The organism is Tessaracoccus coleopterorum (genome assembly GCF_011174705.1).
In the GTDB taxonomy this organism is placed as follows: domain Bacteria; phylum Actinomycetota; class Actinomycetes; order Propionibacteriales; family Propionibacteriaceae; genus Arachnia; species Arachnia coleopterorum.
In genome coordinates this window covers 3,136,152-3,155,543 of sequence record NZ_JAANIJ010000001.1, presented here as the reverse complement: position 1 = coordinate 3,155,543, position 19,392 = coordinate 3,136,152, and the positions used below count along the sequence as shown (strand labels likewise).

Here is a 19,392-nt window from a genome sequence, read left to right as displayed (position 1 = left end):
GAAAACCGGCAGCGGGCCGCTCAGGCGAAGTGGTCCCACCCTGCGGTGCCCTCCCACGGCCGACCGTCGACCGTCACCGCACGCGAGTCGTTGACGGTGCCGATCACCGTCCAGCCGGGCGGCACGATCGCGTCGTGCCGGAAGGTCGCCACCAGCGCGTGGTCCTCGCCTCCACCGAGCACGAACCCGAGGGATCCTTGCCGGTGGCCGCGGAGACCCGCTGCACACCGTCGGGTACCTCGAGCCGCGAGGTGTCGACATCGATTCCGACACCGGAACGTTCGACGATGTGGCCGAGGTCGGCCAGCAGACCGTCGGAGACGTCCATCATCGAGGTGGCGCCCGCGTCGGCGGCCACGATCCCCTGACCGTAGGGACGCTGGGGTGAGGTGTTCGGCGACGAGGTCCTTGGGCGACCCGAAGCCGCGCTGCAGCACCGTCAGGCCCGCGGCGGACCAGCCGAGCCGGCCCTTGACCGCGACCACCTCGCCGGCGCGGGCCCCGGCGCGGGTGACCGGGTGCCTGCCCTCGAGATCACCGATCGCGGTGACGCAGATGCAGATGGCCGCAGCGCTGCTGAGGTCGCCGCCGACGAGGCTGACGCGCGCGGCGGCGCACTCCTCCTTCACACCCTCCTCGAACTCTGCGACCCAGTCCTGGTCGAGGTCCTTCGGAAGGCCAGAGCTACGACGACCGCGCTCGGCCGCGCCCCATGGCCTCGACGTCGGAGACGTTGACCGCCACGGCCTTGCGCCCGACCGCCCTTGCCGGCGACCACTGCCGCTTGAAGTGCACGTTCTCGATGAGAAGGTCGGTGGTCACGACGGTGTCGCCGGAGAAGCGCAGCACGGCCGCATCGTCACCGACCGGAAGGATCACGTCGTCGAGGACGGTGAGTCCGCTGGTGATCCGTTCGATGAGTTCGAACTCGCCCGACACGTCAGCGCAGCCCAACCGGGCGCTCGAGCGCCAGGTCGATCAGACGACCGACGAGATCCGGGTAGCTCAAGCCACCCTCCTGCCACAGGGTCGGGAACATCGAGATCCGGGTGAAGCCGGGCATCGTGTTGACCTCGTTGATGTAGATGTCGTCGCCGGAGACGAAGAAGTCGGCGCGGACGAGACCCTCCGCGTCGACGGCGGCAAACGACCGCTTTGCGAGCCCCGCAGCCGCTCCGCGAGGTCGGAGGGGATGTCGGCGGGGCGTCGAGTGCGGCGCCGTCCTCGTCGAAGTACTTGGCCTCGTAGTCGTAGAAGCCGTCGGCGGCCTGCACCCGGATCTCCCCGATCACGGAGGCGTCGCAGCCGAGCGGGGCCCGGGGTTGCCGAGCACCGCACACTCGAGTTCGCGGGCGCCGACGAAGCCCTGCTCGATGACGACCTTGGGATCGAACCTCTGCGCCTCGGCGATGGCCGCGTCGAGCCCGGACGGATCCGTGACCCGGGAGATGCCGATCGAGGATCCGCCGCGGGCGGGCTTGACGAACAGCGGGTACTCCAGCTCGGCGATCTCGGCGAGCACGGCATCGCGCTCCTGCTCGAGGCGCAGGGCGGAGGCGACGACGTAGGGGTAGACGGGAAGCCCTGCGGCCTCGAAGGCGACCTTCATGAAGTGCTTGTCCATGCCGACGGCGGATGCGGTGACGCCGCTGCCGACGTAGCGGATACCCATCATCTCGAACATGCCCTGGATGGTGCCGTCCTCACCGTAGGGCCCGTGCAGCAGGGCGAAGGCGACGTCGACGCCGTTGATGTCGACGAGCGACTCACCGTCGCGGGTGGCGACCTCGCAGCCGGACTTGCCGACCATCCACACGGCCTCGCGCTCGACCTCCTCGACCTGCGGCGCGACGCCGTCGACGATGGCGTAGGAGGCGATGGTCCCGAGCGGGACCTGGGACCACCGGCCCGACTTCGAGATGCCCACCCCCACGACGTCGAACCTGTCCTTGTCGATGGCCTTGAGCACCGACGAGGCAGTCAGGCACGAGATGCCGTGCTCCGATGACTGGCCGCCGAAGATGAGCGCGACGCGCTTGCGGGTGGTCACTGTTTCGAACCTCCTGAGGGTGGATGTCGGGCGCAACTTTACTCGCCGGTTCCGCCCGCGATCTCCACCCTGCGGCCCTGCCGCATGTCGTAGCGCCCGCCGGGGGCGTGAGGCCGGTCAGCTCGGCGCGCATGGAGGTCAGCGTGTCGATCAGGAGTGTGGTCACCTCGTCGAGGAGAGCTGGGGTGAGCTCCCGCCCCGGTAGGCGTCGAGGTCGATGGGAGGGCCCGCGACCACGTGGAAGTCGCGGCGACGGCCGAACAGCAGCCGCAGGTCGATCTTCTTGCCGCCCAACACCAGCTCGGCGCCCCGCTGGACGACGGGGACAACCTGCGCGCCGGTCTTCAGGGCGAGCCGGGCGGCACCACGCCTGCCCGTCATGGGCCAACCGTCGGGATCGGCCGTGATGGTGCCCTCCGGGTAGATGGCGACGAGCTTCCCTCGGCGAGCGCCTCCTCGGCATGGATGAGCGACTCGCCCGCACGGACGGTGTTGCGGTAGACGGGGATCTGTCCGCACTTCCTCGCCACCCACCCGAGGCCCGGGATCTTCCAGATGTCGGACTTGCCGAGGAAGCGGGGCCAGCGGCCGTGCCAGATCAGGTACTGCCCCAGCACGATGGGGTCGAAGTTGCCGATGTGGTTGGACACCACGATCGCGGGGCCGCTCTGCGGGATGTTCTCACCGCCCGACCAGTGGGTGCGCCCGAGCAGGGGCACGATGTTGCGGGCCAGGTGGCCGATCGTGCGGTAGACCCAGGAGACGGACTCGCTGTTGGTCTCGTCGAAGTGGGGGCGCCTCCAGGCCATCACACGACCTCCTTCCGGGGTGCCGCGAGGTCGAACGCGCCCGCCACCGCGGCCAGGAATGCGGTCGGGAGCAGGTACAGGCCGACGCCGCCGCGCAGCACGATGGCGGTGACGGCCGTGACGGCGGCGGAGCCGATGACGGCCCAGGCCCACCAGGGGCGTCGGACGAACGGGAGCGTCGCCGCGATCAGGATGCCCACCGCGATGGCGGCCGCCCTCTGCCCGCCCTGCCCCGTGAAGGCCACGGCGACCGCGCCGAGGGCGGCGAGCGTCGTCAGCCCGAAGGCGAGCCACTTGTGTTTCATGTCGGCAAGGGTAGCGGTGCGCCTAGCTGCCGGGTGCCGGTGGTAGCGGCACCGCGCTGATGAAGACCCGGGTCCGGCGTTCCCCTCGCGCACGGCACGGTGGGCGGGGCCGGGCCGCCCGCCTCGCGTCGGCTCTGGGCCGCGTCGGCGTGTCGGGCGACGACGCCCAGCAGTTCGCCTGTCATGGCCTCCAGCTCCTCCCGGGTGAGCCAGGGGCTGGAGCTGCTGAGCACGCTCGCCTCGTGCCAGGTCGACCCGGGGCCTCCAACTCGACGAGGGCGGCCTTGATGGTGTCGAACTCCTTCTCCACCATCCACCGGTTGACGGTGTGCGCGACGAGCGGCTCGGGGCACCGACGCTGTCGTCGAACGAGAACCCGATCGCCTTCCACCAGCGCTCCCGCGCGGTGCCCTCCCCTCGACCTCCTCGATGAAGCCGTACTTCTCGAGTTGCCGCAGGTGGTAGCTCGTCTGGCCGGTGCTCTCCCCGTCTCCTTGGCCAGCATGCTGGCGGTGGCCTGGCCACGGTCGGTCAGGATGCGGTACATCTCCATGCGCAGCGGATGGGTGAAGGCCTTGATCTCCTGCGGCGTCGCGGGACGACTCTTCGGTTGGGTCTTGCGTTCGGACATGGTACAGAGTTACCTTTGCAGAGAAAGCTTGGCATAACTTGTTCTGCACCCATCTTAACGGAGGTTTTCACATGTCACAGGCCCACCGCGGCAACCCCCGCTTCACCGCCCACCTGTCCGCCGTCGGGCTCGCCAACCTGGCCGACGGCATCGTGCAGACCGGCGTCCCGCTGATCGCCATCACACTGACCCGCTCCCCCTCCTGATCGGGGCCCTGACCGCGGCCGTCTGGCTCCCCTGGCTCGTGTTCGGCATCCCGGCGGGCGTCCTCGTCGACCGGTGGGACCGCCGCAGGACGATGCTCGTAGGGCTCGGCGTGCGCGCCGTGATCCTCGGCGGCCTGGGCACACTGGCGGCCCTCGACCTGCTCGGCACGTGGGTGCTCGTGGCATTCGCGTTCGCCTACGGCGTCACCGAGGTGTTCACCGACCTGGCGGCCCAGGCCCAGGTACCCGCGCTGGTCGGGCGCGACGCGGTCGACCTGCGCGGCGCCAACTCGAAACTGCTGGCCGTCGAGTCGGTGGCCAACGGGTTCGCCGGCCCGCCGCTGGCCGGCGTCCTGATGGCGCTGGGTGCCGCCTGGGTTACCGGGGCCCCGCGCTGGTGGTGGCTGCCGCGATCATCGTGCTCGCGGTCGGGCTGCGCGGCAGCTTCGTCGCGCGTCGCCCCGAGCCGGAGGTCGGCACCTCCATCACCGCTGAGCTGCGCGAGGGCGTCTCGACGGTGTGGCGACACCCGGTGCTGCGCCCCATGCTGATCGCGGCCGGCGTCTGGAATTTCGGCGGGACGGCGATCTCCGCGCTCATCCTGTTGTGGCTGGTCGGACCCGGGTCCGCGGAGGGCTCACCCCGCAGGCATGGTCGCTCGCCCTGATCGCCATGCCCATCGGCGCAGTGATCGGCAGCACGCTGGCCGGACCCGCGGCCAAGCGGTTCAAGGAGATGCACGTCGTGGTGGTCTGCTGGGGCGTCAATGCGCTGCTGAACCTGCTCCCACTGTTCTGGCCCGGTCTGTGGTCGCTGATGGGCTTCCTGCTCGGCGCAGGACTGTTCGGGGTGATGGGCAACGTGATCGGCGGGTCGATCCGGCCGCGGATGGTGCCCGGGCACCTGCTCGGCCGGGTGCAGGGCGCGGCCCGCGTGGTCGCCTTCGGCGCCATGCCGCTGGGCGCGCTCGTGGGCGGCCAGATCGCCGAACTGTTCGGCATCCCCGTGGTGATCGCGGGCGTCGTCGTCCTCATGCTCGCGTCGACCGCCTACGTCGGCACACGGGTTCCTCAGCGCCTCGTCGACGAGCACGAGCTGCGGGAACCCGCCGCCGACGAGGTCGCAGAGGAGCATGCGGCCGCGTGAGGCCTACCGGACGCGCACGACGGCGGGCAGCTCATAGCGCCCGTCGACGATCGACTCGTCGGGCTCGTACACGCGCAGCATCGGGCGGAACGGGCCGTCCGGCGCCGGAAGCCAGTTCGCCCGGGCCTGTGGATCGGCCGGCTCGGCGGCACTCATGTGGATGGTCAGGGAGCCGTCGTCGCCACAGATGATGCCCGGGGTGTTGCTTCCGATCGAGTAGCGTCCGGCGTCGTTGGCCACGAGGAAGAACTCCGGCACCGAGTACATGGTCAGCGACCAGAACGCACCGGCGGGCGGGGTGGGGTTCAGCGTGAGCGTGTACGCGTTGCCGCCGTCGAGCTGCTCGCCGTCCGCGTCGACGTAGGTGGGCGCGTAGACCGCCTCATAGGCGTGGTTTCCCCACAACCCGCCCATGGCCGCGGCCGCACGGGTCACGTACTTCAACTCCGCGGGCACGGATGTGTAGGCGGGCGCGTCGAGGGCGCCGACCTCGAAGAAGTCGGTGTTGTAGTCGAAGGCGTGGAAGGGCAGCTGCCACCCGTTGACGATGGGCACCATGCCGGTGCGCAGCAACTCGAGCAGGGCACCCCGTGCGCCGTCGAGCGCGGCACCCCAGCCCTGCGCCACCGCCGGATCGACGCCTACGTAGGGCTCTCCCCGGCCGTCGCGGCACCCAGCGGTGCGAGCGCCGCCAGCGCCGTCGCGTCGCTCGGCGCCGGCGGGAATGCCTGCGACCAGAGCCGCAGCTTCTCCAGGAACAGCAGGTCCTCCGACACCCGAGCGTCGGGCACCGGGATGCCCGCGCCCACCGCATCCCCATCCAGCGGGGTGAGGGTGGCCGCGTCCTGCAGGGCGTGGACGGCGGGAAGATCGTCGACGCCGGTGCACGCCCAGCGCCCGACGATCGAGAAGACAGAGGTGGGTGCCTTGATCACGCGCACGCCCTCGGGTGCGCTGCCTTCCCACCCTGGCGGCACGAGCAGGAACCGCTGGGCGGAGGTGCCCGTGGCGCGGTGGCCGACGTAGGCGAAGTTGTTGGTCCATGCGTCGACAAACTGCAGCACGTAGTAGCGCCCGCCGGTGTCCGGGGTCGACAACAACACCGGCCCGACGCTCAGGTCGATCTGGGCCATCGAGTAGAGGGTGTCGTTGTTGATGGACACGAAGGTGTCCTCGGGCCCCGCCAGCGTGCGGGCGTGGCTGAACCGGTTGAAGGGCGCCGCGGGGTTGGCCCCGACGCCCTCGGAGACGTAGCGGTTGACCTGGTCGAGGTTGAACACGAGCGGGAAGCCGAAGGTGTAGGCCTCCGGCAGGCCGGTGGGTGGTTCCGGGAGCATGCGGTGTTCCTTTCGCTGGGATCTGGGAGGGGACCGGGTCAGAAGCTTCCGAGGCCCTTGCCGATGACCTGTGCGCCGAGCAGGGCCATGACGACCGCCATGATGGTGGCGTTGTTGATGGTGAGCCAGGTGCGCAGTGCCGCCAGGGCGGTTGCGGCCTTGGCGGGTGCGGCCAGGGCGAGGACGACGGGGACGGCGACGCTGAGCGCCGCGATGACCGTGAAGACCGCACCGATGGCAATCGCGGTAGCGGTCTCGACCCCGGAACGACCGATCGTGCTTCCGGCGGCGGCGGAGACGAGGAGGTTCTTGGGGTTGACGGCGGCCAGCGCGAACGCGAGGCCGACGGCCGCGGGCAGTCCCATCGTGTCGATCTTCGACATCCAGGCCGGCAGTTGTGGCTCGGTCCCGGCCTCGGGTCTGCCGCGCCATTGTCTGACGGCGAGCGCCAGCAACGCCACGCCGAGGACGAGCTGGATGACGCCGATGACGGGCTGACCCTCCCTGTCTCGGCCGGTTCCGGGATCACCCCGGCCAGCAGCGTGAACGCCGTCACGGCCACGACGATGCCGACGAACCAGCCGACGAGGAAGCCGAGGCCGAGTTGCACCGGCCGCGGGGACATGAGCATCAGGATGACCGCGATGATAGGAACCGGGCTGATGGCGATGGCGACGGCGTTGGGCAGCACGGCCCCCAGAATCTCAAGCACCCGGTCAGCCCCCAGCAACTGCTGCTTCGCGAGGGCGAACTCCTCGGCGGTGATGAGGCCCTGCTGCTGCAGGGCGCCGAGCTGCTGCAGGCGCGAGACGATGTCGCCGGCCGGCGCAGCGGGCGCGGCGACCGGGGCCACCGCCTGGGCCGGCTCGGCTGCGGGCTGCGGGACCTGCGCGGCCTGCGCGGCGGCGTGATCGTAGGCACGATCGCTCTGGCGGCGTGCGACGGCCCCGCTGACGGCCGTGGCGGTGCCTGCGACGACGGCGGTGCGCGCCGCCATGCCGAGCAGCCCCGGGCGTCCTCCCCGTGCGATGAACACCATGTCAGTTCTCCTCTTCCAGCGCGGTGGCGGCCGCGAGCAGTTCATTGATCAGCGGGCGGGGATGCGCTCGGAGCGCACGACCCGGCCCTGAGCGGCCGCGACGCGGGCGGCCAGTTCAGTGGCCCAGAGCAGTTCGAGGGCCGCGATGGCCACTCCGGACCCCTGGGGCGCCCCGGTGAGCATCTCGACCAGGTCTTCTTCTGCCACGAGTCCCCTGAAGGCGAGGTCCGGTAACGCGGTGGCCGCCGAGGTCTGGGCGAGCTCCGTCATGACCACGTCGCCTTCCGGGCCGCGGACGGCGGTGACGAGGTCGAGCACGCGCACTGTGCCTGCCGCGCTCAGCTCGGCCAGGCTCGCCAGGACGGCGGGATCGGGTCCGTCGCCCACGAACTCGATGACGAAGAACTCGACCGGTCCGAACGTGTAGGTGTCATCCATCTCAGTTGTCTCCAAGGGTCGGGAAGTTCCAGGTGCCGTCGAGCACCTCGGGGCGTGGCCGGTACATACGCACAAGGTAGTTCCAGCCGTCGGTGATCGGAAGGGCGTTCGGGCGCTCCGGGTCGCCGCCGAAGCGGACGATGATCGATCCGTCGGGCTCGCGGACGCCTGTGATGTTGTTGATGCTGTAGGCGCCGGTCGCGTTGGGCACGACGTATCCCTCGGCGTTGTAGACGGTGATGGACCAGAACCCGTCGACGGGGACGTCCCGCACGGCCAACTCGTAGCTGCCCGTCGGCAGACCGGGGTCGACGTTGATGTAGTAGGCCTCCTCCTCGGGGAGCCCACCCAGGCGGAGGCCGAACCGAGCAGGTGGCGGATCGGTTCGACCTGGTCCCGGGTTCCGAAGCACCCGGCGAGCCCGTCCAGGCCGCGGGCCAGTTCGATCAGCGGGGCGCGCACGGCGGCGAGGGACTCCTGATCGAAGTCCTGTGGCTGGAACGCCCGGCCGGCAACCGAGTGGGCCCTGAACTGGTCCTGGAGCGCGTTGACGGCCGCGACATCGTCGGCATCCTCCGGGTCCACGAGGAGGCGGGCCGTGGCCATCACGTAGTCGCTCCCGATCTCCTCGGCGGTCAGCTCATACGTGCCACCGGCGTGGAGTACGCGGGGATGTAGTGGTCGAGGTTGACCAGCATCACCGACAGGTAGCGGGATCCGGCGTCCGGAAGCGTGATCGTGCCGCCCTCCGAGATGTCGAGGATGACGGCGCTGTACAGCGTGTCCCGGTTCATCCTGATCACCGTCTGCTGCTCCACCGGCGTCGGGACCCTGAAGTGGCTCCACTCGTTGGGGCGGCGGCTGCCGCGATACCGGCGAACATGCGCTCACTCTCAGCTCGGACGAAGTTCGCAAAGGTGACGGGATTGGGAGCGTTCATCTGCACGCCTTTCTGTGGTGGCTGGACCATGATGGTTCCCGGGCCCGTCACTGCGCATCATCCAGAGTGCATGATTTCCGGCGCCGGGCCTGCGCCCGGAGGCCGTCGCCTGCTTGACTTGTGTCCCAGGCGGCCGACGTCGCCGGTGCATGAGAGGACGGCTGATGACCGAGTTCACCATCGGGACGACGTTGGGCGGGGCCGACGCGGCGCGCCTTGACGCGCGCAGGTTCAACCGGCACACCTTCTGGTGTGGGCAGAGCGGCAGTGGCAAGACCTACGCCCTCGGCGTGATCCTTGAGCAGTTGCTGCTCCACACTGAGTTGCCGATGCTGATCCTGGACCCGAACGGCGACTTCGTGCGCCTTGCCGAGACCCGCCCCACCGCCGGCCCGGAGGACGCGGCCCGGTTGGCGGAGGTCGACATCCGTGTCCTCCGCTCGGGGAAGGCCTCCACCGGGGAGCGCCTGCGCGCCCGGTACACGGATCTCTCCCCGCCTCCAAGGCAGCTCTCCTGCAGCTCGACCCGGTCCTGGACGCCGAGGAGTACAACGTGCTCGTTCACGGCGAGAACGACCCGGCCACCTTCGACGGCGCCGAGGTCCTCGCCACGCTGCGTGCCTCGGGCAGCCCGCGATGGCGGCGCTGGCCAACCGCATCGACAACCTGCAGGTGCTCGACTGGGATCTGTGGTCCTTCGGGACGACTCCGTCACCGACATCATCGACGAGCGCCCCGAGCCACGGTGCTGGATCTGGGCGGTTTCCCGCACCCCGCCGAGCCGAAGGTCGCAGCCCTGGCGGTGCTGGAGCACCTGTGGGCGCGGCGCGAGGAGCGACGCCCGATCCTCATCGTCATCGATGAGGCGCACAACCTCTGCTCACCCGAACCGCGCACCGCGGTCGAGCGGGCCCTCACCGAGCAGCTCGTGCAGATCGCGGCGGAGGGCCGTAAGTTCGGGCTGTGGCTCTTCCTCTCGACCCAGCGGCCGACGAAGATCCACCCCAACGTGCTCTCCCAATGCGACAACCTGGGGCTGATGCGCGTCAACGCACCCCGCGATCTCGTGGAGCTCGGCAACATCTTCGGCTTCGCGGGCGAACACAACATCGCCCGCGCCCCGGGCTTCGCACAGGGTCAGGCCCTGTTCGCGGGCGGGTTCATCGCCGAGCCCACCTTCGTCCAGATGGGGCCCGCCTCACGGAGGAGGCCGGTGGTGACGTGCGGGTGCCTTTGCGCTCCGGCGACTAGCGCGGAGGAAACCAGCCCTGCGGTCGGAGCCTCGCCGCCTCACGGCGGCCTGGCACGCCCAGCTTGCGGTAGATGGCCCGCTGGTGGGTGCGCACCGTGTTCACGGAGACGAACAGGGCGTCGGCGATCTCCTGGGCCGTCATGCTCGTGCGGAGAAAGCCGAAGACCTCCCGCTCGCGTGCCGAGAGAGGCTCCCCGAGGCCGGGCGTCGCGCCGCGGGTCTCATCGAGCGCCGCGACCTGGGCCGCGACGAACGCGCCATGACCCGTCCCCCACGCCGCGTGCGCCGCCAGCAGTTCCCTCAGGCGCGGATCGCGCGACCGGTACGGCTGCACCACCCCCTCCGGGACGCCCGCATCCAGCGACCGCTCGAGCAGTTCGTGCGCGCGCTCGTGGTCGCCGTGCTGGTGCGCGATGAGCGCGGCCGTCAGGGTCGCGCCGGCCGCGACGTAGGACAGTTGCATGCCTGACGGCGCGATGCCACGCAACTGACGGGCCGCATCGGCAAGCCGTCCGCCGCTGCGCAGCAGTTCGGCGGCCATCGCGCGCACCACCGGGATGTCGGGGCCTCGGCCAGGGCGTCGATGACGGCGAACGCCGCCTCAGGTTCCCCGAGGCCGCAAGGAGCCTGGCCTCGGCGATGGCGCGGTAGGCGGGCCACGGGACGCCCTGCGCCTCCTCGGAGCTGACCCCGGCCAGCAGCCCCCGCGCGGACTGGACCGCCTCGGGCGAGCCCTGGTCGGCGGCGCAGAAGGCGACGAAGACGCGGGCCAACGCGGAGTATGACGCCCCGTGTCCCGCCGTGTCGGCCAACGCCTGGAAGGTCCTCTGCGCCGACTCCTGCCGCCCCTGCCAGTAGTCGGTCAACCCGCTGGCGAAGGCGGCGATGCCACCGTCGTAGCGGTGCCAGTCGTCCTCCGGGTCCTCGGCGGGTGCCCTTCGAGGAGTTGGCGGGCGGAGGCGAACCGGCCGCCGTAGCTGAGCGCCAACAGCAGGTTTCCCGCCGCGCGGCGGGCGAGCACGTCACGCCCGGCAGCGGCCGCCTCCCCGAGGCGGCCCGAAGGAGTTGCACGGCCGTCGCGAGGTCACGCCGCAGCCGCACCTCGACCCATCCGAGCAGGAAGAGTCGGTAGGCGTTCATCACCGGGTCGGTCCTGCCGAACCCGATGATGGCCCTCGCCTCATCGGCGGCCGCGCTGAGGGCCGCGTGGTCCTCCAAGACCATCAGCGAGGTGAACGTGCGCGTGTCCCGGCAGTCGGGTCCCTCACCCCGGCCGCGTATGCCTGGCTCCGCAGCAGGCGCGCACCGAGGTTGTCGTCGAGCAGGTGCAGACAGGCCGCACGGATGAACAGGATGTCGGGGTGCCGGGCCAGCGCGACGGGAGGGTCAGGCACTGCGCGTTCAACGCCCGGGCTCCGGTCTCGGTGACGATCCGGATCCACTGGTCGCGGATGATCTCCAGTGCGAGATCGTCGTCACCCGACTCCAGGGCGTGTGCGATCGCCTGCACGGGCACCACGGTCGACAACCATCTCGCCGCCCTGGAGTGCAGTTCGCGCGCCCTACCTGCATCGGAGTCGGCGAGCAGCGCGCGACACGAGCTCGCGAACTGTTCATTCCAGCGGTAGACCAGCCTGCCCGTCGCGTCACGGTAGCGGTCCAGGAACAGGCCGACCTCGAGGGCCTCAGGCAGCAGCTCGGAGGCGTCCGTTCCCCGGTCAGGGCATTGGCGAGGTCGGCCGTCAGGAAGGAACTGGTGGTGGCCGCGAGGACAAAGTCGGCGAGTTCCGCACGCAGGGGCGCGAGAACGTAATTGGCGATGTAGGCCGTGAGCAGGTCGTCGGGTCCCTCCCCGCCTCCCGGTCGCCGGGTGACGGTGACCCCACCCGCCTCGTGCCACCGGAGAGCCGCTGAAGCCGCACGGCCACCGGCCATCCGTGGCTCGAGGCAGCGACCGCTGCCGCGTCCGTGGCGTTCAGCTGCTCTCCCCAGTTGGCGTACTCATCTGCGACCTCGTCCGCCGTCATGGCGAGTTCACCGGCCGTGATCAAGGTCGCGTGCCGTCCGGCAAGGGCTCCCGCGAACCAGGAGGCCACCACCGGTGCTCCGGCGACGATGAACCGCAGCCGCCCACCCGCCAGCGCCACGAGGACGTCGATCACCCTGAAGCGGGGATCCTTCCCCGTGCTGCGCGTCGTCTATCACGACCACGACCTCGCCCAGCGCCGCGACGGCGGCGACGATGCGGCTGATCGTGATGCGCCCGTCCCCACCCCCAGCTCACCCGCGGTGACGGCGGCCCTTCATCCGCCCCGGTCTCCACCCGCGAGAGCGCGCTGGCGATGCCCGCGAGGATGAGGTCCTGGTCGTCGCGGTCGTGCTGGGTGAGGGTGAGCCACGCGGTGTGGCCGGGGCGGCCCACCGCCCACGCCGACAGCAGCGTGGTCTTGTCGAACCCGGACGGGGCGGCCACGACCGTCACCGTGGACGCGCCCACAGCGTCGTCCAGCCTCCCGAGCAGCCGGGCACGGGCCGGGGTCCTTGCGCCCGTCTCGGGGGAAACGTGAGAAACCACGGCGACTGGATCCACAGCAGCTCGGTTAGTTCGACCACGCTGGTCATCGTAGTGATGACATGGGCCGCCTGCGGCTCATCAGATTCGGATGAGATCACCCCGCTGTGCTGGACTCGCGCCCATCGGGGCTTCAAGGTTGGGACTGGTGCGCGGACGGGCCCGCACCGGCCGAAAGAGAGCTGGTGAAATGGGCAGACTCCTCCCAGGCCTGAGGGCCGACAACTTTGCGAGGGAGGCGCTGGCGGGCGTCACGCTCCTTGCCATCTCGGTGCCCTGAACATCGGCTACGCGCAGATCGCCGGTCTGCCCGTCACCGCCGGCCTCGCGGCCCTGATCGTGCCCACCATCGTCTACGCGCTGCTCGTCTCGTCGCGTCAGGTCGTCGCGTCCCGGACGCGGCCGCCGCGGCGCTGGTGTTCTCGTCGTTGACCGCCCTGGGTGTTGCCGGTGACAACTTCGCGGCCATGGCCGCCGCCCAGGCGATCCTGTGTGGGCTGTTTCTGGTGGCCGCCTCGGTGTTGAAGCTCGGCGCGCTCGCGAATTTCCTCTCGCGCCCCATTCTCGTCGGGTTCGTGGGCGGGCTCGCGCTCGAGGTGCTGCTCAGCCAGGTGGCCAAGATGCTGGGAATCCGCCTCCCCAGTGACGAGGAGTTCTTCCCCAGGCTCTTCACGCTGGTGACCCACCTGGGGCAGACGTCCGTCGCCTCGGCAGCGATGGCGGCTGCCGCGCTCGCGGTGCTGCTGGCTGGTCGCAGGTTCGCCCCGGCGGCGCCCGCGGCTCTCATCGTGCTGGTGCTCACGACGGTCGCGACCGTGGTGTTCAAGCTGGAGTCGGCGGGGATCGCGGTGCTCGGCGAGGTGCCCGCGGGGCTGCCGCGGATGGCCGTGCCATCGCTGGCGCTCGAGCAGTGGCTCTCGCTGGTGCCCTCCGCCCTGGCCCTCGCGCTGGTCGCAACGGCCGAGGGCGTGCTGATCTCGCAGTCCTACGGGGCCAAGCGCGGGTACCGGGTCTCTCCGGACCGTGACCTGCTGGCGTTCGGAGCCGCCAACGTCACGGCCGGGTTCTCGATGTCGTTTGCGGTGGGCTCGTCCACGTCACGCACGGCGGCCATGGATCAGGTCGGGTCCCGCACCCAGTTGCCGAGCCTCGTGCTGGCAGCCGGCACCCTCCTGCTGCTGCTCGTCGGCACGGCGCTGCTCGAACCGATCCCGATGCCAGCCATCGGCGCGGTGGTGGCGGTGGCGGTGCTGAAGCTGTTGGGCATCGACGAACTGGCCACCATCGCCCGCCAGTCCCGCTCCGAGCTTGCGGTGGCCCTCGTATGCCTGCTCGGCGTCCTCGTGCTGGGACCGATCAGCGGCCTGCTGCTGGCCTTCGTCCTGTCACTGATCAACCTGGTGCGCCGCGCAGGCTCCCCGGCCGTCGAGTTTCTCGAGGAGCCGATGGATCCGGGCGCATCGGTGACGACGGCCACGGGCGGGGACTTCGCCGTGACCGACGGAATCGTCGTGCTGCGTTTCTCGGCCCCGATCTTCTTCGGCAATGCCTCGGCGCTCACGTCCGCCGTCGAGCGCGTGGTGGACGGCCACGGGAACGACCTACGGGCGGTGGTTCTCGATGCCGAGGGGATCACCGACGTCGACGTCACGGGTGCCGAGGCGTTCCACGGCATCCGGGCCTCGCTCACGGACCGCGGGATCGCGCTGACCGTGGCGCGGCTCCGCCCCGGCCTACGCCAGAGGTTCGAGCGGTTCGGCCTGCTCGAGGGCATCGAGCTGTTCCCCACGAACCGCGAGGCGTTGGCCGCCCTTCGCTCCGCGCCCCTTCGCAACCGGAGGCTCATCCATAGTGGATGATTTCGGCCCAACCGACCGCCGGCGGCTGTCCCACATGCGGCCGCGCGCCTCAGGATGAGTCCAGACACAACCGACCTACCTGAAAGCGACACGATCATGTCCTTCCTCCAGACCATCTGGGACCTCATTCTCGTCTTCTTCTCTGCCTTCGTGTTCATCGCTTCCCTCGTGGCCCTGGTGCTTGTCATCACGGATCTTTTCCGCGACCGGGCCCTGAAGGGTTGGGCCAAGGCCCTGTGGATCCTGTTCCTCGTGTTCGTGCCTCTGGTGACCTCGCTCGTCTACCTCATCGCCCGCGGCGACTCCATGTCCGCGCGCGCCGACGCCGAGGCGCGCCAGAACCGCGAGCAGGCCGAGTCCTACATCCGGGAGGTGGCCGGCTCCAGCCCAGCCGACGAGATCACGAAGGCGAAGGCCCTGCTGGATGCGGGCACCATCACCGAGGCGGAGTTCGCCGCGCTGAAGGCGGCGGTGCTGACGCCCGCCTCCGCCTGACCGACAGGCACCCGAACCCGTCGCGGCACCCGCCGCGGCGGGTTCGTCTCATTCGGGGCGGAGGACGGCGAAGGGATCGGTCACCACGAGGTGACGGTCGCGGAACCGGAAACGGCGGGCGGGCCGCCCGCCCTCGCCCCGGCAGGGGTCAACTCGCCGGTTGCCACCAGCTGGCCGCGCCTGGTGAGCACCCGTTGGAGATTGGTGGGAGCGACCTCACGTCCCAGGGCCGCGACGTAGGCGTCGCGGAGTTCGGCGATGGTGAACTCGCCAGGCATCAGGGCAAATCCGAGGTTCGTGTAGCTCAGCTTCCCGCGGAGCCGCTCGACCGCGTCGGCGACCACGTGATCGTGGTCGAACGCCAGCCTCCGAAGTCGGTCCACGGGGCTCCACGTCGCGTGTTCCGGGAGCTCCGGGTCGCTCATGGTGGGCACCAGCCCCAGGTAGACGGTCGCAATGGTGCGCTGCGCCGGGTCCCTTCCGGGGTCGGACCGGGTGCCCAGCTGCTCGAGATGCGTCAGGCCTGCCACGTCGACCTTCTGAGCCAGATGCCTGAGCGCGGCCTCATCGATGCTCTCCCCGGCTCGACGGCGCCGCTCGGCAACGCGTAGCTGCCGGCGAACGGCTCGCCGTCGCGGCGCGCGACCAGCACGCAGAGCCGCTCGGCATCGTCGACGCGGCGCACCTGGAGCACCGCGGCGACGGCCTCGTGCCGGTACAGGGCCACGCCGGCGGCGTCGCGGATTTGGTGCCTGGTCATGTGGGCATGCTACCGTCCTCCTAGTTTCCGCCTATAAGGCGATAACCCGGAGGAGTGCAGATGACCGTGGTGCAGGACTCGACCCTGTGGGGCCCGTCGGAGATCGCCCGGTGGCAGGAGCGGGTGCACTCGCTAGCCTCGGAACGCGACGCCGTCATCCTCGCGCACAACTACCAGGCGCCGATCATCCAGGACGTGGCCCACCACGTCGGTGATTCCCTCGCGCTCTCCCGGCTCGCCGCCGCGTCCGATGCCTCGACGATCGTGTTCGCCGGCGTCCACTTCATGGCAGAGACCGCGAAGATCCTCTCCCCTCCAAGCGCGTGCTGATCCCGACCAGGCCGCCGGATGCTCGCTCGCCGACACCATCGACGCCGGCCAGTTGCGCGACTGGAAGCGCCGGTTCCCCGATGCGGTCGTGGTGAGCTACGTCAACACCACCGCGGAAGTCAAGGCCCTGACGGATGTGTGCTGCACGAGCAGCAACGCCGTCGAGGTCGTGCGTTCCATCCCGAGGACCGCGAGATCCTGTTCCTCCCCGACCAGTTTCTGGGCGCGCACGTGCGCAGGGTGACGGGTCGCGGCAACATCCAGGTGTGGCTCGGCGAGTGCCACGTGCACGCCGACATCTCCCCGTCCGACCTGATCGACGCGGTCGAGTCGAACCCCGACGCCGACCTGTACGTGCACCCCGAGTGCGGATGTACCACCAGCGCGCTGTGGCTCGCGGGCACCGGGAGGCTGCCGGGTGACCGCACCCACATCCTCTCCACCGGCGGCATGCTGGAGGCGGCCCGGAGGGAGACTGCGGGCAAGGTGCTGGTGGCCACCGAGGTGGGCATGCTGCACCAGTTGCGGATGGCCAACCCCGGCACTGCGTTCGAGGCGGTCAACCCGCGCGCGGCCTGTCCGTACATGAAGTTGACCACGCCCGAGAAGCTCGAGGCCTGTCTGGGCGACCCGGCCCTCACCGCGTCCTACGAGGTGCAGGTGGCCCCGATGTTGCAGGGGCCGCCCGGCGGGCCGTGGAGGCGATGATCGCCATCGGCAACCCGGGGGTGGGGAATGAGGCTTGCGACGAGCCCCCGGCCTCGATCGGATCTACCTCCGTGGTGGTCGTCGGCACCGGAGCCGCGGGGCTCTCGGCGCTGCTGCACCTGGCCGGGGCGGGCGTCGACTGCGTGGCTGTGACCCGCGGCGCCGTCACCGATTCGGCCACCGCATGGGCGCAGGGCGGGCTCGCCGCGGTGTGGGATGCGGCCGACACACGCGAGGCCCACGTCGCCGACACGCTGACGGCGGGGCCGGGCTGTGCGAGGTGGATGTCGTGCGGGACCTCGTGGCCGCCGCGCCAGGGGCGATCGCCCGGCTGATCCGGCTCGGCGCACGGTTCGACCGTGACGCCTCGGGAGACCTCGACCTCCATCTCGAGGGCGGACACAGCGCGCGGCGGATCGTCCACGCCGACGGGGACGCGTCGGGCGCCGAGGTGGAACGGGCGCTCTGGGCATCGCTCTGCACGGCACGTGCCGCATCGCGCACCCGGCTGCTGGAGCACACCCGCCTCGTGGACGTGCTCACCGACGCCGCCGGCCGCGCATGCGGGGTGCGACTCCTCGACGGGACGGCGTCGTCTCCGATCTGCTCGCCGACGCCGTCGTGCTCGCCACCGGGGCATCGGCCAGTTGTGGCCGGTGACGAGCAACCCGGCGGGCGCGACAGGTGACGGCCTGGCCGCCGCATTGCGGGCCGGCGCGATGGCCAGGGATCTTGAGTTCATGCAGTTCCACCCGACGGTGCTGGCGGACCCGGCCGCGGCGGAGCGCGGCGTGCTGATCAGCGAGGCGGTCCGCGGAGAGGGCGCGTTCCTCGTCGACGGCGAGGGGCGCCGGATCATGGCCGGTCAGCACCCGCTGGGAGACCTCGCCCGCGCGATGTCGTCTCCGCAGCCATCATGGCGAGCCTGCGCCGCTCCGGCGAGCCGCACGCCTACCTCGACGCCACGGCGTTCGGGGCCGAGGCCTGGGCGGAGCGGTTCCCCGGCATCCTCGCGCTCTGCCTCGAGCGGGGCGTCGATCCCGTCGGCGCGCCGATCCCGGTGCACCCGGCAGCGCACTATTCCTGCGGCGGGGTGGCCGCCACCCTGTCCGGCCGCACGTCGGTACCCGGGCTGTTCGCCGTCGGCGAGGTGGCCCGGACGGGGGTGCACGGCGCGAACAGGCTCGCGTCGAACTCCCTCACCGAGGCTCTTGTGGCTGGCGACAGGGTCGGTCGGCTGCTGGCAGAGGCCGGGCTGAGTCGGCCGGGTTCGCCGGTCGAGCGGGCTGCGGCACCGAGCGTCGACCCGGACGGCCTCCCGCGCTGAAGGATGCCATGCAGGAGCACGCCTTCGTCGAGCGCACCGGGGCAGGCCTACGCACGGCCGCGGCCGTCGCGGCCTCGATGGGCGTCGTTGAGGGGCCGGTGACCGGAGCGTCGCTGACGGCCACCAACCTGCGGCTGTGCGCCGGGAAGCTGCTCGAGGCTGCCATCGCCCGCACCGGGTCGGCAGGTTGCCACCGCCGCCTCGACCATCAGGAGGACATCGGATCAGGAAGGACCGCGGCGTGAACGACCAGTGGACCACCATCTCCATCGACGAGGTGCGCCGCAGCGTCACGCTCGCCCTGCACGAGGACCTGCGCCTGGGGCCGGACGTGACGACCGAGGCAACCGTGGCGGCCGACGCCGTCGGGACGGCACGCGTCGTGACGCGTCAGCCGGGCGTGATCGCCGGGGTCCCCGTGGCGCTCGAGGTGCTGCGCCAGGTGTCGGCGCGGATGCAGGTGGACGTGACAGCCACCGTGCTCCGGCCCGACGGGTCGCGGGTCTCCCCCGGTGACACCGTCCTGGAGATCTCCGGGCAACTGCGCTGCCTCCTGACCGCCGAGCGGACGCTGCTGAACTACCTGGGGCAGCTGTCCGGTGTCGCGACGGCGACGGCGCAGTGGGTGGACGCGATCGCCGGCACCGGCGCGGCCGTGCGCGACTCACGCAAGACCGTCCCCGGGCTCCGTGCTCTGCAGAAATACGCCGTGGTGTGCGGCGGCGGACAGAACCACCGGATGGCGCTCGGCGATGCGGCGCTGATCAAGGACAACCACATCGCCGCGGCGGGCTCGGTGGCGGCCGCCTTCCGCGCCGTCCGGGCGCACGCGCCCGGGGTTCCCGTCGAGGTGGAGTGCGACACCCTCGCCCAGGTCGACGAGGCCATCGCAGTGGGCGCCGACCTGGTGCTGCTGGACAACTTCACCCTCGACGACACCCTGGATGCGGTGCACCGCTGCCGGGCGGCGGGGTGCGGACGGAGTCGAGCGGGGGCCTGACGTTGGAGCGGGCCCGGGAGGTTGCGGAGACCGGCGTCGACTTCCTCGCCGTGGGTGCACTCACGCACTCCGCCCCGGTGCTGGACCTGGGCCTGGACCTCTAGCCGCCGGCTGCCGACCTGGCGAGCGATCGCGATTCGGCGGGGACCGTCAGCGTGCCCCATTCGGAGACCTCATAGCGGTAGCCG

The 19,392-nt window shown here is 70.8% G+C and carries 31 protein-coding genes and 6 pseudogenes; 17 read left to right on the top strand and 20 right to left on the bottom strand.

Translation table 11 applies throughout. The annotated features are described in order from the left end of the window. Positions 1 to 20 precede the first annotated feature (20 nt). The 6 genes and pseudogenes from G7085_RS31350 to G7085_RS20240 all read right to left on the bottom strand — a co-directional run bounded on the left by G7085_RS31350 (position 21) and on the right by G7085_RS20240 (position 3,795). A pseudogene (locus G7085_RS31350) lies at positions 21 to 954 on the bottom strand (thiamine-phosphate kinase). Then, positions 941 to 1,153 (bottom strand): annotated as a pseudogene (locus tag G7085_RS28205) (D-alanine--D-alanine ligase family protein); the annotation flags it as partial. The pseudogenes G7085_RS28205 and G7085_RS31350, both read right to left, overlap by 14 nt. A 135-nt stretch (positions 1,154 to 1,288) precedes the next feature. After that, positions 1,289 to 2,050, bottom strand: coding sequence for a D-alanine--D-alanine ligase (locus G7085_RS20260; protein ID WP_331715839.1), 762 nt, complete (start codon positions 2,048 to 2,050; stop codon positions 1,289 to 1,291). Between the two features lie 162 nt (positions 2,051 to 2,212). Beyond that, positions 2,213 to 2,859, bottom strand: a pseudogene (locus tag G7085_RS20250) (lysophospholipid acyltransferase family protein). Then, entirely contained in the window at positions 2,859 to 3,164 is a 306-nt protein-coding gene (locus tag G7085_RS20245) for a hypothetical protein (protein ID WP_197512234.1), read from the bottom strand. The pseudogene G7085_RS20250 and the gene G7085_RS20245 overlap by 1 nt, the downstream one beginning before the upstream one ends. Positions 3,165 to 3,345: 181 nt before the next feature. Beyond that, positions 3,346 to 3,795 (bottom strand): hypothetical protein, encoded by a 450-nt coding sequence (locus tag G7085_RS20240; protein ID WP_197512233.1) that lies wholly within the window; start codon positions 3,793 to 3,795, stop codon positions 3,346 to 3,348. Between the two features lie 71 nt (positions 3,796 to 3,866). On the opposite strand from G7085_RS20240, the gene G7085_RS31340 reads away from it, so the two are divergent. From G7085_RS31340 to G7085_RS20230, 4 genes are read left to right on the top strand one after another with little or no spacing between them, the layout of a single operon-like run. After that, positions 3,867 to 4,001, top strand: coding sequence for a hypothetical protein (locus G7085_RS31340; protein WP_269451934.1), 135 nt, complete (start codon positions 3,867 to 3,869; stop codon positions 3,999 to 4,001). Next, the gene (locus tag G7085_RS20235) at positions 3,998 to 4,552 is read left to right on the top strand and encodes an MFS transporter (protein WP_331716039.1); all 555 of its coding nucleotides are present in this window, start codon (positions 3,998 to 4,000) and stop codon (positions 4,550 to 4,552) included. Before G7085_RS31340 ends, G7085_RS20235 begins: the two co-directional genes overlap by 4 nt. Next, a complete protein-coding gene (locus tag G7085_RS31335; RefSeq protein WP_269451933.1) occupies positions 4,546 to 4,668 on the top strand; it encodes a hypothetical protein in 123 nt (40 codons plus the stop codon). Before G7085_RS20235 ends, G7085_RS31335 begins: the two co-directional genes overlap by 7 nt. A 5-nt stretch (positions 4,669 to 4,673) precedes the next feature. Beyond that, the gene (locus G7085_RS20230) at positions 4,674 to 5,147 is read left to right on the top strand and encodes an MFS transporter (protein ID WP_197512231.1); all 474 of its coding nucleotides are present in this window, start codon (positions 4,674 to 4,676) and stop codon (positions 5,145 to 5,147) included. A 3-nt stretch (positions 5,148 to 5,150) separates the two neighbouring features. On the opposite strand, the gene G7085_RS20225 is transcribed toward G7085_RS20230, so the two are convergent. The 7 genes and pseudogenes from G7085_RS20225 to G7085_RS28195 all read right to left on the bottom strand — a co-directional run bounded on the left by G7085_RS20225 (position 5,151) and on the right by G7085_RS28195 (position 8,779). Next, entirely contained in the window at positions 5,151 to 5,774 is a 624-nt protein-coding gene (locus G7085_RS20225; protein ID WP_197512230.1) for a DUF1214 domain-containing protein, read from the bottom strand. A gap of 14 nt (positions 5,775 to 5,788) precedes the next feature. Continuing rightward, positions 5,789 to 6,484: a DUF1254 domain-containing protein gene (locus G7085_RS20220; protein ID WP_197512229.1), complete on the bottom strand. Its 696-nt coding sequence runs from the start codon at positions 6,482 to 6,484 to the stop codon at positions 5,789 to 5,791. Between the two features lie 38 nt (positions 6,485 to 6,522). Then, positions 6,523 to 6,939, bottom strand: a complete 417-nt coding sequence (locus G7085_RS20215) for a GAP family protein (protein ID WP_269451932.1) — start codon at positions 6,937 to 6,939, stop codon at positions 6,523 to 6,525. Between the two features lie 116 nt (positions 6,940 to 7,055). Continuing rightward, positions 7,056 to 7,115: pseudogene (locus tag G7085_RS35725) on the bottom strand (hypothetical protein); the annotation flags it as partial. Positions 7,116 to 7,571: 456 nt separating this feature from the next. Beyond that, entirely contained in the window at positions 7,572 to 7,961 is a 390-nt protein-coding gene (locus G7085_RS20210; protein ID WP_197512228.1) for a DUF6325 family protein, read from the bottom strand. Between the two features lies 1 nt (position 7,962). Further along, entirely contained in the window at positions 7,963 to 8,373 is a 411-nt protein-coding gene (locus G7085_RS28200) for a DUF1214 domain-containing protein (protein ID WP_331715838.1), read from the bottom strand. Positions 8,374 to 8,596: 223 nt separating this feature from the next. After that, positions 8,597 to 8,779, bottom strand: a complete 183-nt coding sequence (locus G7085_RS28195; RefSeq protein ID WP_331715837.1) for a DUF1254 domain-containing protein — start codon at positions 8,777 to 8,779, stop codon at positions 8,597 to 8,599. Between the two features lie 286 nt (positions 8,780 to 9,065). On the opposite strand from G7085_RS28195, the gene G7085_RS20200 reads away from it, so the two are divergent. Next, positions 9,066 to 9,941, top strand: coding sequence for a helicase HerA domain-containing protein (locus tag G7085_RS20200; protein WP_197512227.1), 876 nt, complete (start codon positions 9,066 to 9,068; stop codon positions 9,939 to 9,941). 207 nt (positions 9,942 to 10,148) lie between these two features. Here the strand turns inward: G7085_RS20200 and G7085_RS31325 are convergent, their stop codons facing one another. The 5 genes from G7085_RS31325 to G7085_RS20175 form a co-directional block, all read right to left on the bottom strand. Next, on the bottom strand, positions 10,149 to 10,694 hold the full coding sequence (locus G7085_RS31325; protein ID WP_269451930.1) for a helix-turn-helix transcriptional regulator: 546 nt from the start codon (positions 10,692 to 10,694) through the stop codon (positions 10,149 to 10,151). Between the two features lie 321 nt (positions 10,695 to 11,015). Next, positions 11,016 to 11,174, bottom strand: coding sequence for a hypothetical protein (locus G7085_RS20190; protein WP_197512226.1), 159 nt, complete (start codon positions 11,172 to 11,174; stop codon positions 11,016 to 11,018). 243 nt (positions 11,175 to 11,417) lie between these two features. After that, a complete protein-coding gene (locus G7085_RS20185) occupies positions 11,418 to 11,663 on the bottom strand; it encodes a hypothetical protein (RefSeq protein ID WP_197512225.1) in 246 nt (81 codons plus the stop codon). Between the two features lie 232 nt (positions 11,664 to 11,895). Further along, a complete protein-coding gene (locus G7085_RS20180) occupies positions 11,896 to 12,315 on the bottom strand; it encodes a hypothetical protein (protein ID WP_197512224.1) in 420 nt (139 codons plus the stop codon). Continuing rightward, a complete protein-coding gene (locus G7085_RS20175; protein ID WP_197512223.1) occupies positions 12,312 to 12,728 on the bottom strand; it encodes a hypothetical protein in 417 nt (138 codons plus the stop codon). The genes G7085_RS20180 and G7085_RS20175 overlap by 4 nt, the downstream gene beginning before the upstream one ends. Before the next feature lie 273 nt (positions 12,729 to 13,001). On the opposite strand from G7085_RS20175, the gene G7085_RS31320 reads away from it, so the two are divergent. The 3 genes from G7085_RS31320 (at position 13,002) to G7085_RS20160 (ending at position 15,079) form a co-directional block, all read left to right on the top strand. Next, positions 13,002 to 13,157 (top strand): SulP family inorganic anion transporter, encoded by a 156-nt coding sequence (locus G7085_RS31320; protein WP_197512992.1) that lies wholly within the window; start codon positions 13,002 to 13,004, stop codon positions 13,155 to 13,157. Beyond that, positions 13,154 to 14,584: a SulP family inorganic anion transporter gene (locus G7085_RS31315; protein ID WP_197512222.1), complete on the top strand. Its 1,431-nt coding sequence runs from the start codon at positions 13,154 to 13,156 to the stop codon at positions 14,582 to 14,584. The genes G7085_RS31320 and G7085_RS31315 overlap by 4 nt, the downstream gene beginning before the upstream one ends. 96 nt (positions 14,585 to 14,680) lie before the next feature. Further along, positions 14,681 to 15,079, top strand: a complete 399-nt coding sequence (locus G7085_RS20160) for an SHOCT domain-containing protein (protein WP_197512221.1) — start codon at positions 14,681 to 14,683, stop codon at positions 15,077 to 15,079. Between the two features lie 80 nt (positions 15,080 to 15,159). On the opposite strand, the gene G7085_RS28175 is transcribed toward G7085_RS20160, so the two are convergent. Together G7085_RS28175 and G7085_RS28170 are read right to left on the bottom strand one after the other, a co-directional pair. After that, entirely contained in the window at positions 15,160 to 15,609 is a 450-nt protein-coding gene (locus tag G7085_RS28175; RefSeq protein WP_231979755.1) for an NUDIX hydrolase, read from the bottom strand. Continuing rightward, positions 15,597 to 15,839: an NUDIX hydrolase gene (locus G7085_RS28170; protein ID WP_231979754.1), complete on the bottom strand. Its 243-nt coding sequence runs from the start codon at positions 15,837 to 15,839 to the stop codon at positions 15,597 to 15,599. Before G7085_RS28170 ends, G7085_RS28175 begins: the two co-directional genes overlap by 13 nt. 60 nt (positions 15,840 to 15,899) lie before the next feature. On the opposite strand from G7085_RS28170, the gene nadA (G7085_RS20150) reads away from it, so the two are divergent. The 9 genes and pseudogenes from nadA (G7085_RS20150) (at position 15,900) to G7085_RS33430 (ending at position 19,308) form a co-directional block, all read left to right on the top strand. Next, positions 15,900 to 16,169 carry a quinolinate synthase NadA gene (gene nadA / locus G7085_RS20150; RefSeq protein ID WP_197513125.1) on the top strand — a complete coding sequence of 90 codons (270 nt, stop codon included), beginning with the start codon at positions 15,900 to 15,902 and terminating at the stop codon, positions 16,167 to 16,169. Positions 16,170 to 16,221: 52 nt separating this feature from the next. Beyond that, positions 16,222 to 16,413: a quinolinate synthase NadA gene (nadA, locus tag G7085_RS20145; RefSeq protein ID WP_197513123.1), complete on the top strand. Its 192-nt coding sequence runs from the start codon at positions 16,222 to 16,224 to the stop codon at positions 16,411 to 16,413. Then, complete coding sequence (gene nadA, locus G7085_RS20140) at positions 16,410 to 16,877, top strand: quinolinate synthase NadA (protein WP_197513121.1); 468 nt, start codon at positions 16,410 to 16,412, stop codon at positions 16,875 to 16,877. The genes nadA (G7085_RS20145) and nadA (G7085_RS20140) overlap by 4 nt, the downstream gene beginning before the upstream one ends. After that, positions 16,874 to 17,565: pseudogene (locus G7085_RS35720) on the top strand (FAD-binding protein). Before nadA (G7085_RS20140) ends, G7085_RS35720 begins: the two are co-directional and overlap by 4 nt. Continuing rightward, positions 17,534 to 17,719, top strand: a pseudogene (locus tag G7085_RS28155) (FAD-binding protein); the annotation flags it as partial. The pseudogenes G7085_RS35720 and G7085_RS28155, both read left to right, overlap by 32 nt. A gap of 74 nt (positions 17,720 to 17,793) precedes the next feature. Then, the gene (locus tag G7085_RS28150) at positions 17,794 to 18,204 is read left to right on the top strand and encodes an FAD-binding protein (RefSeq protein ID WP_231979752.1); all 411 of its coding nucleotides are present in this window, start codon (positions 17,794 to 17,796) and stop codon (positions 18,202 to 18,204) included. An 8-nt stretch (positions 18,205 to 18,212) separates the two neighbouring features. Beyond that, the gene (locus tag G7085_RS20130; RefSeq protein ID WP_197512220.1) at positions 18,213 to 18,449 is read left to right on the top strand and encodes a hypothetical protein; all 237 of its coding nucleotides are present in this window, start codon (positions 18,213 to 18,215) and stop codon (positions 18,447 to 18,449) included. Next, the gene (gene nadC, locus G7085_RS20125; protein WP_331715835.1) at positions 18,446 to 19,204 is read left to right on the top strand and encodes a carboxylating nicotinate-nucleotide diphosphorylase; all 759 of its coding nucleotides are present in this window, start codon (positions 18,446 to 18,448) and stop codon (positions 19,202 to 19,204) included. The genes G7085_RS20130 and nadC overlap by 4 nt, the downstream gene beginning before the upstream one ends. Continuing rightward, complete coding sequence (locus G7085_RS33430; protein ID WP_331715834.1) at positions 19,177 to 19,308, top strand: hypothetical protein; 132 nt, start codon at positions 19,177 to 19,179, stop codon at positions 19,306 to 19,308. The genes nadC and G7085_RS33430 overlap by 28 nt, the downstream gene beginning before the upstream one ends. Positions 19,309 to 19,392 lie beyond the last annotated feature (84 nt).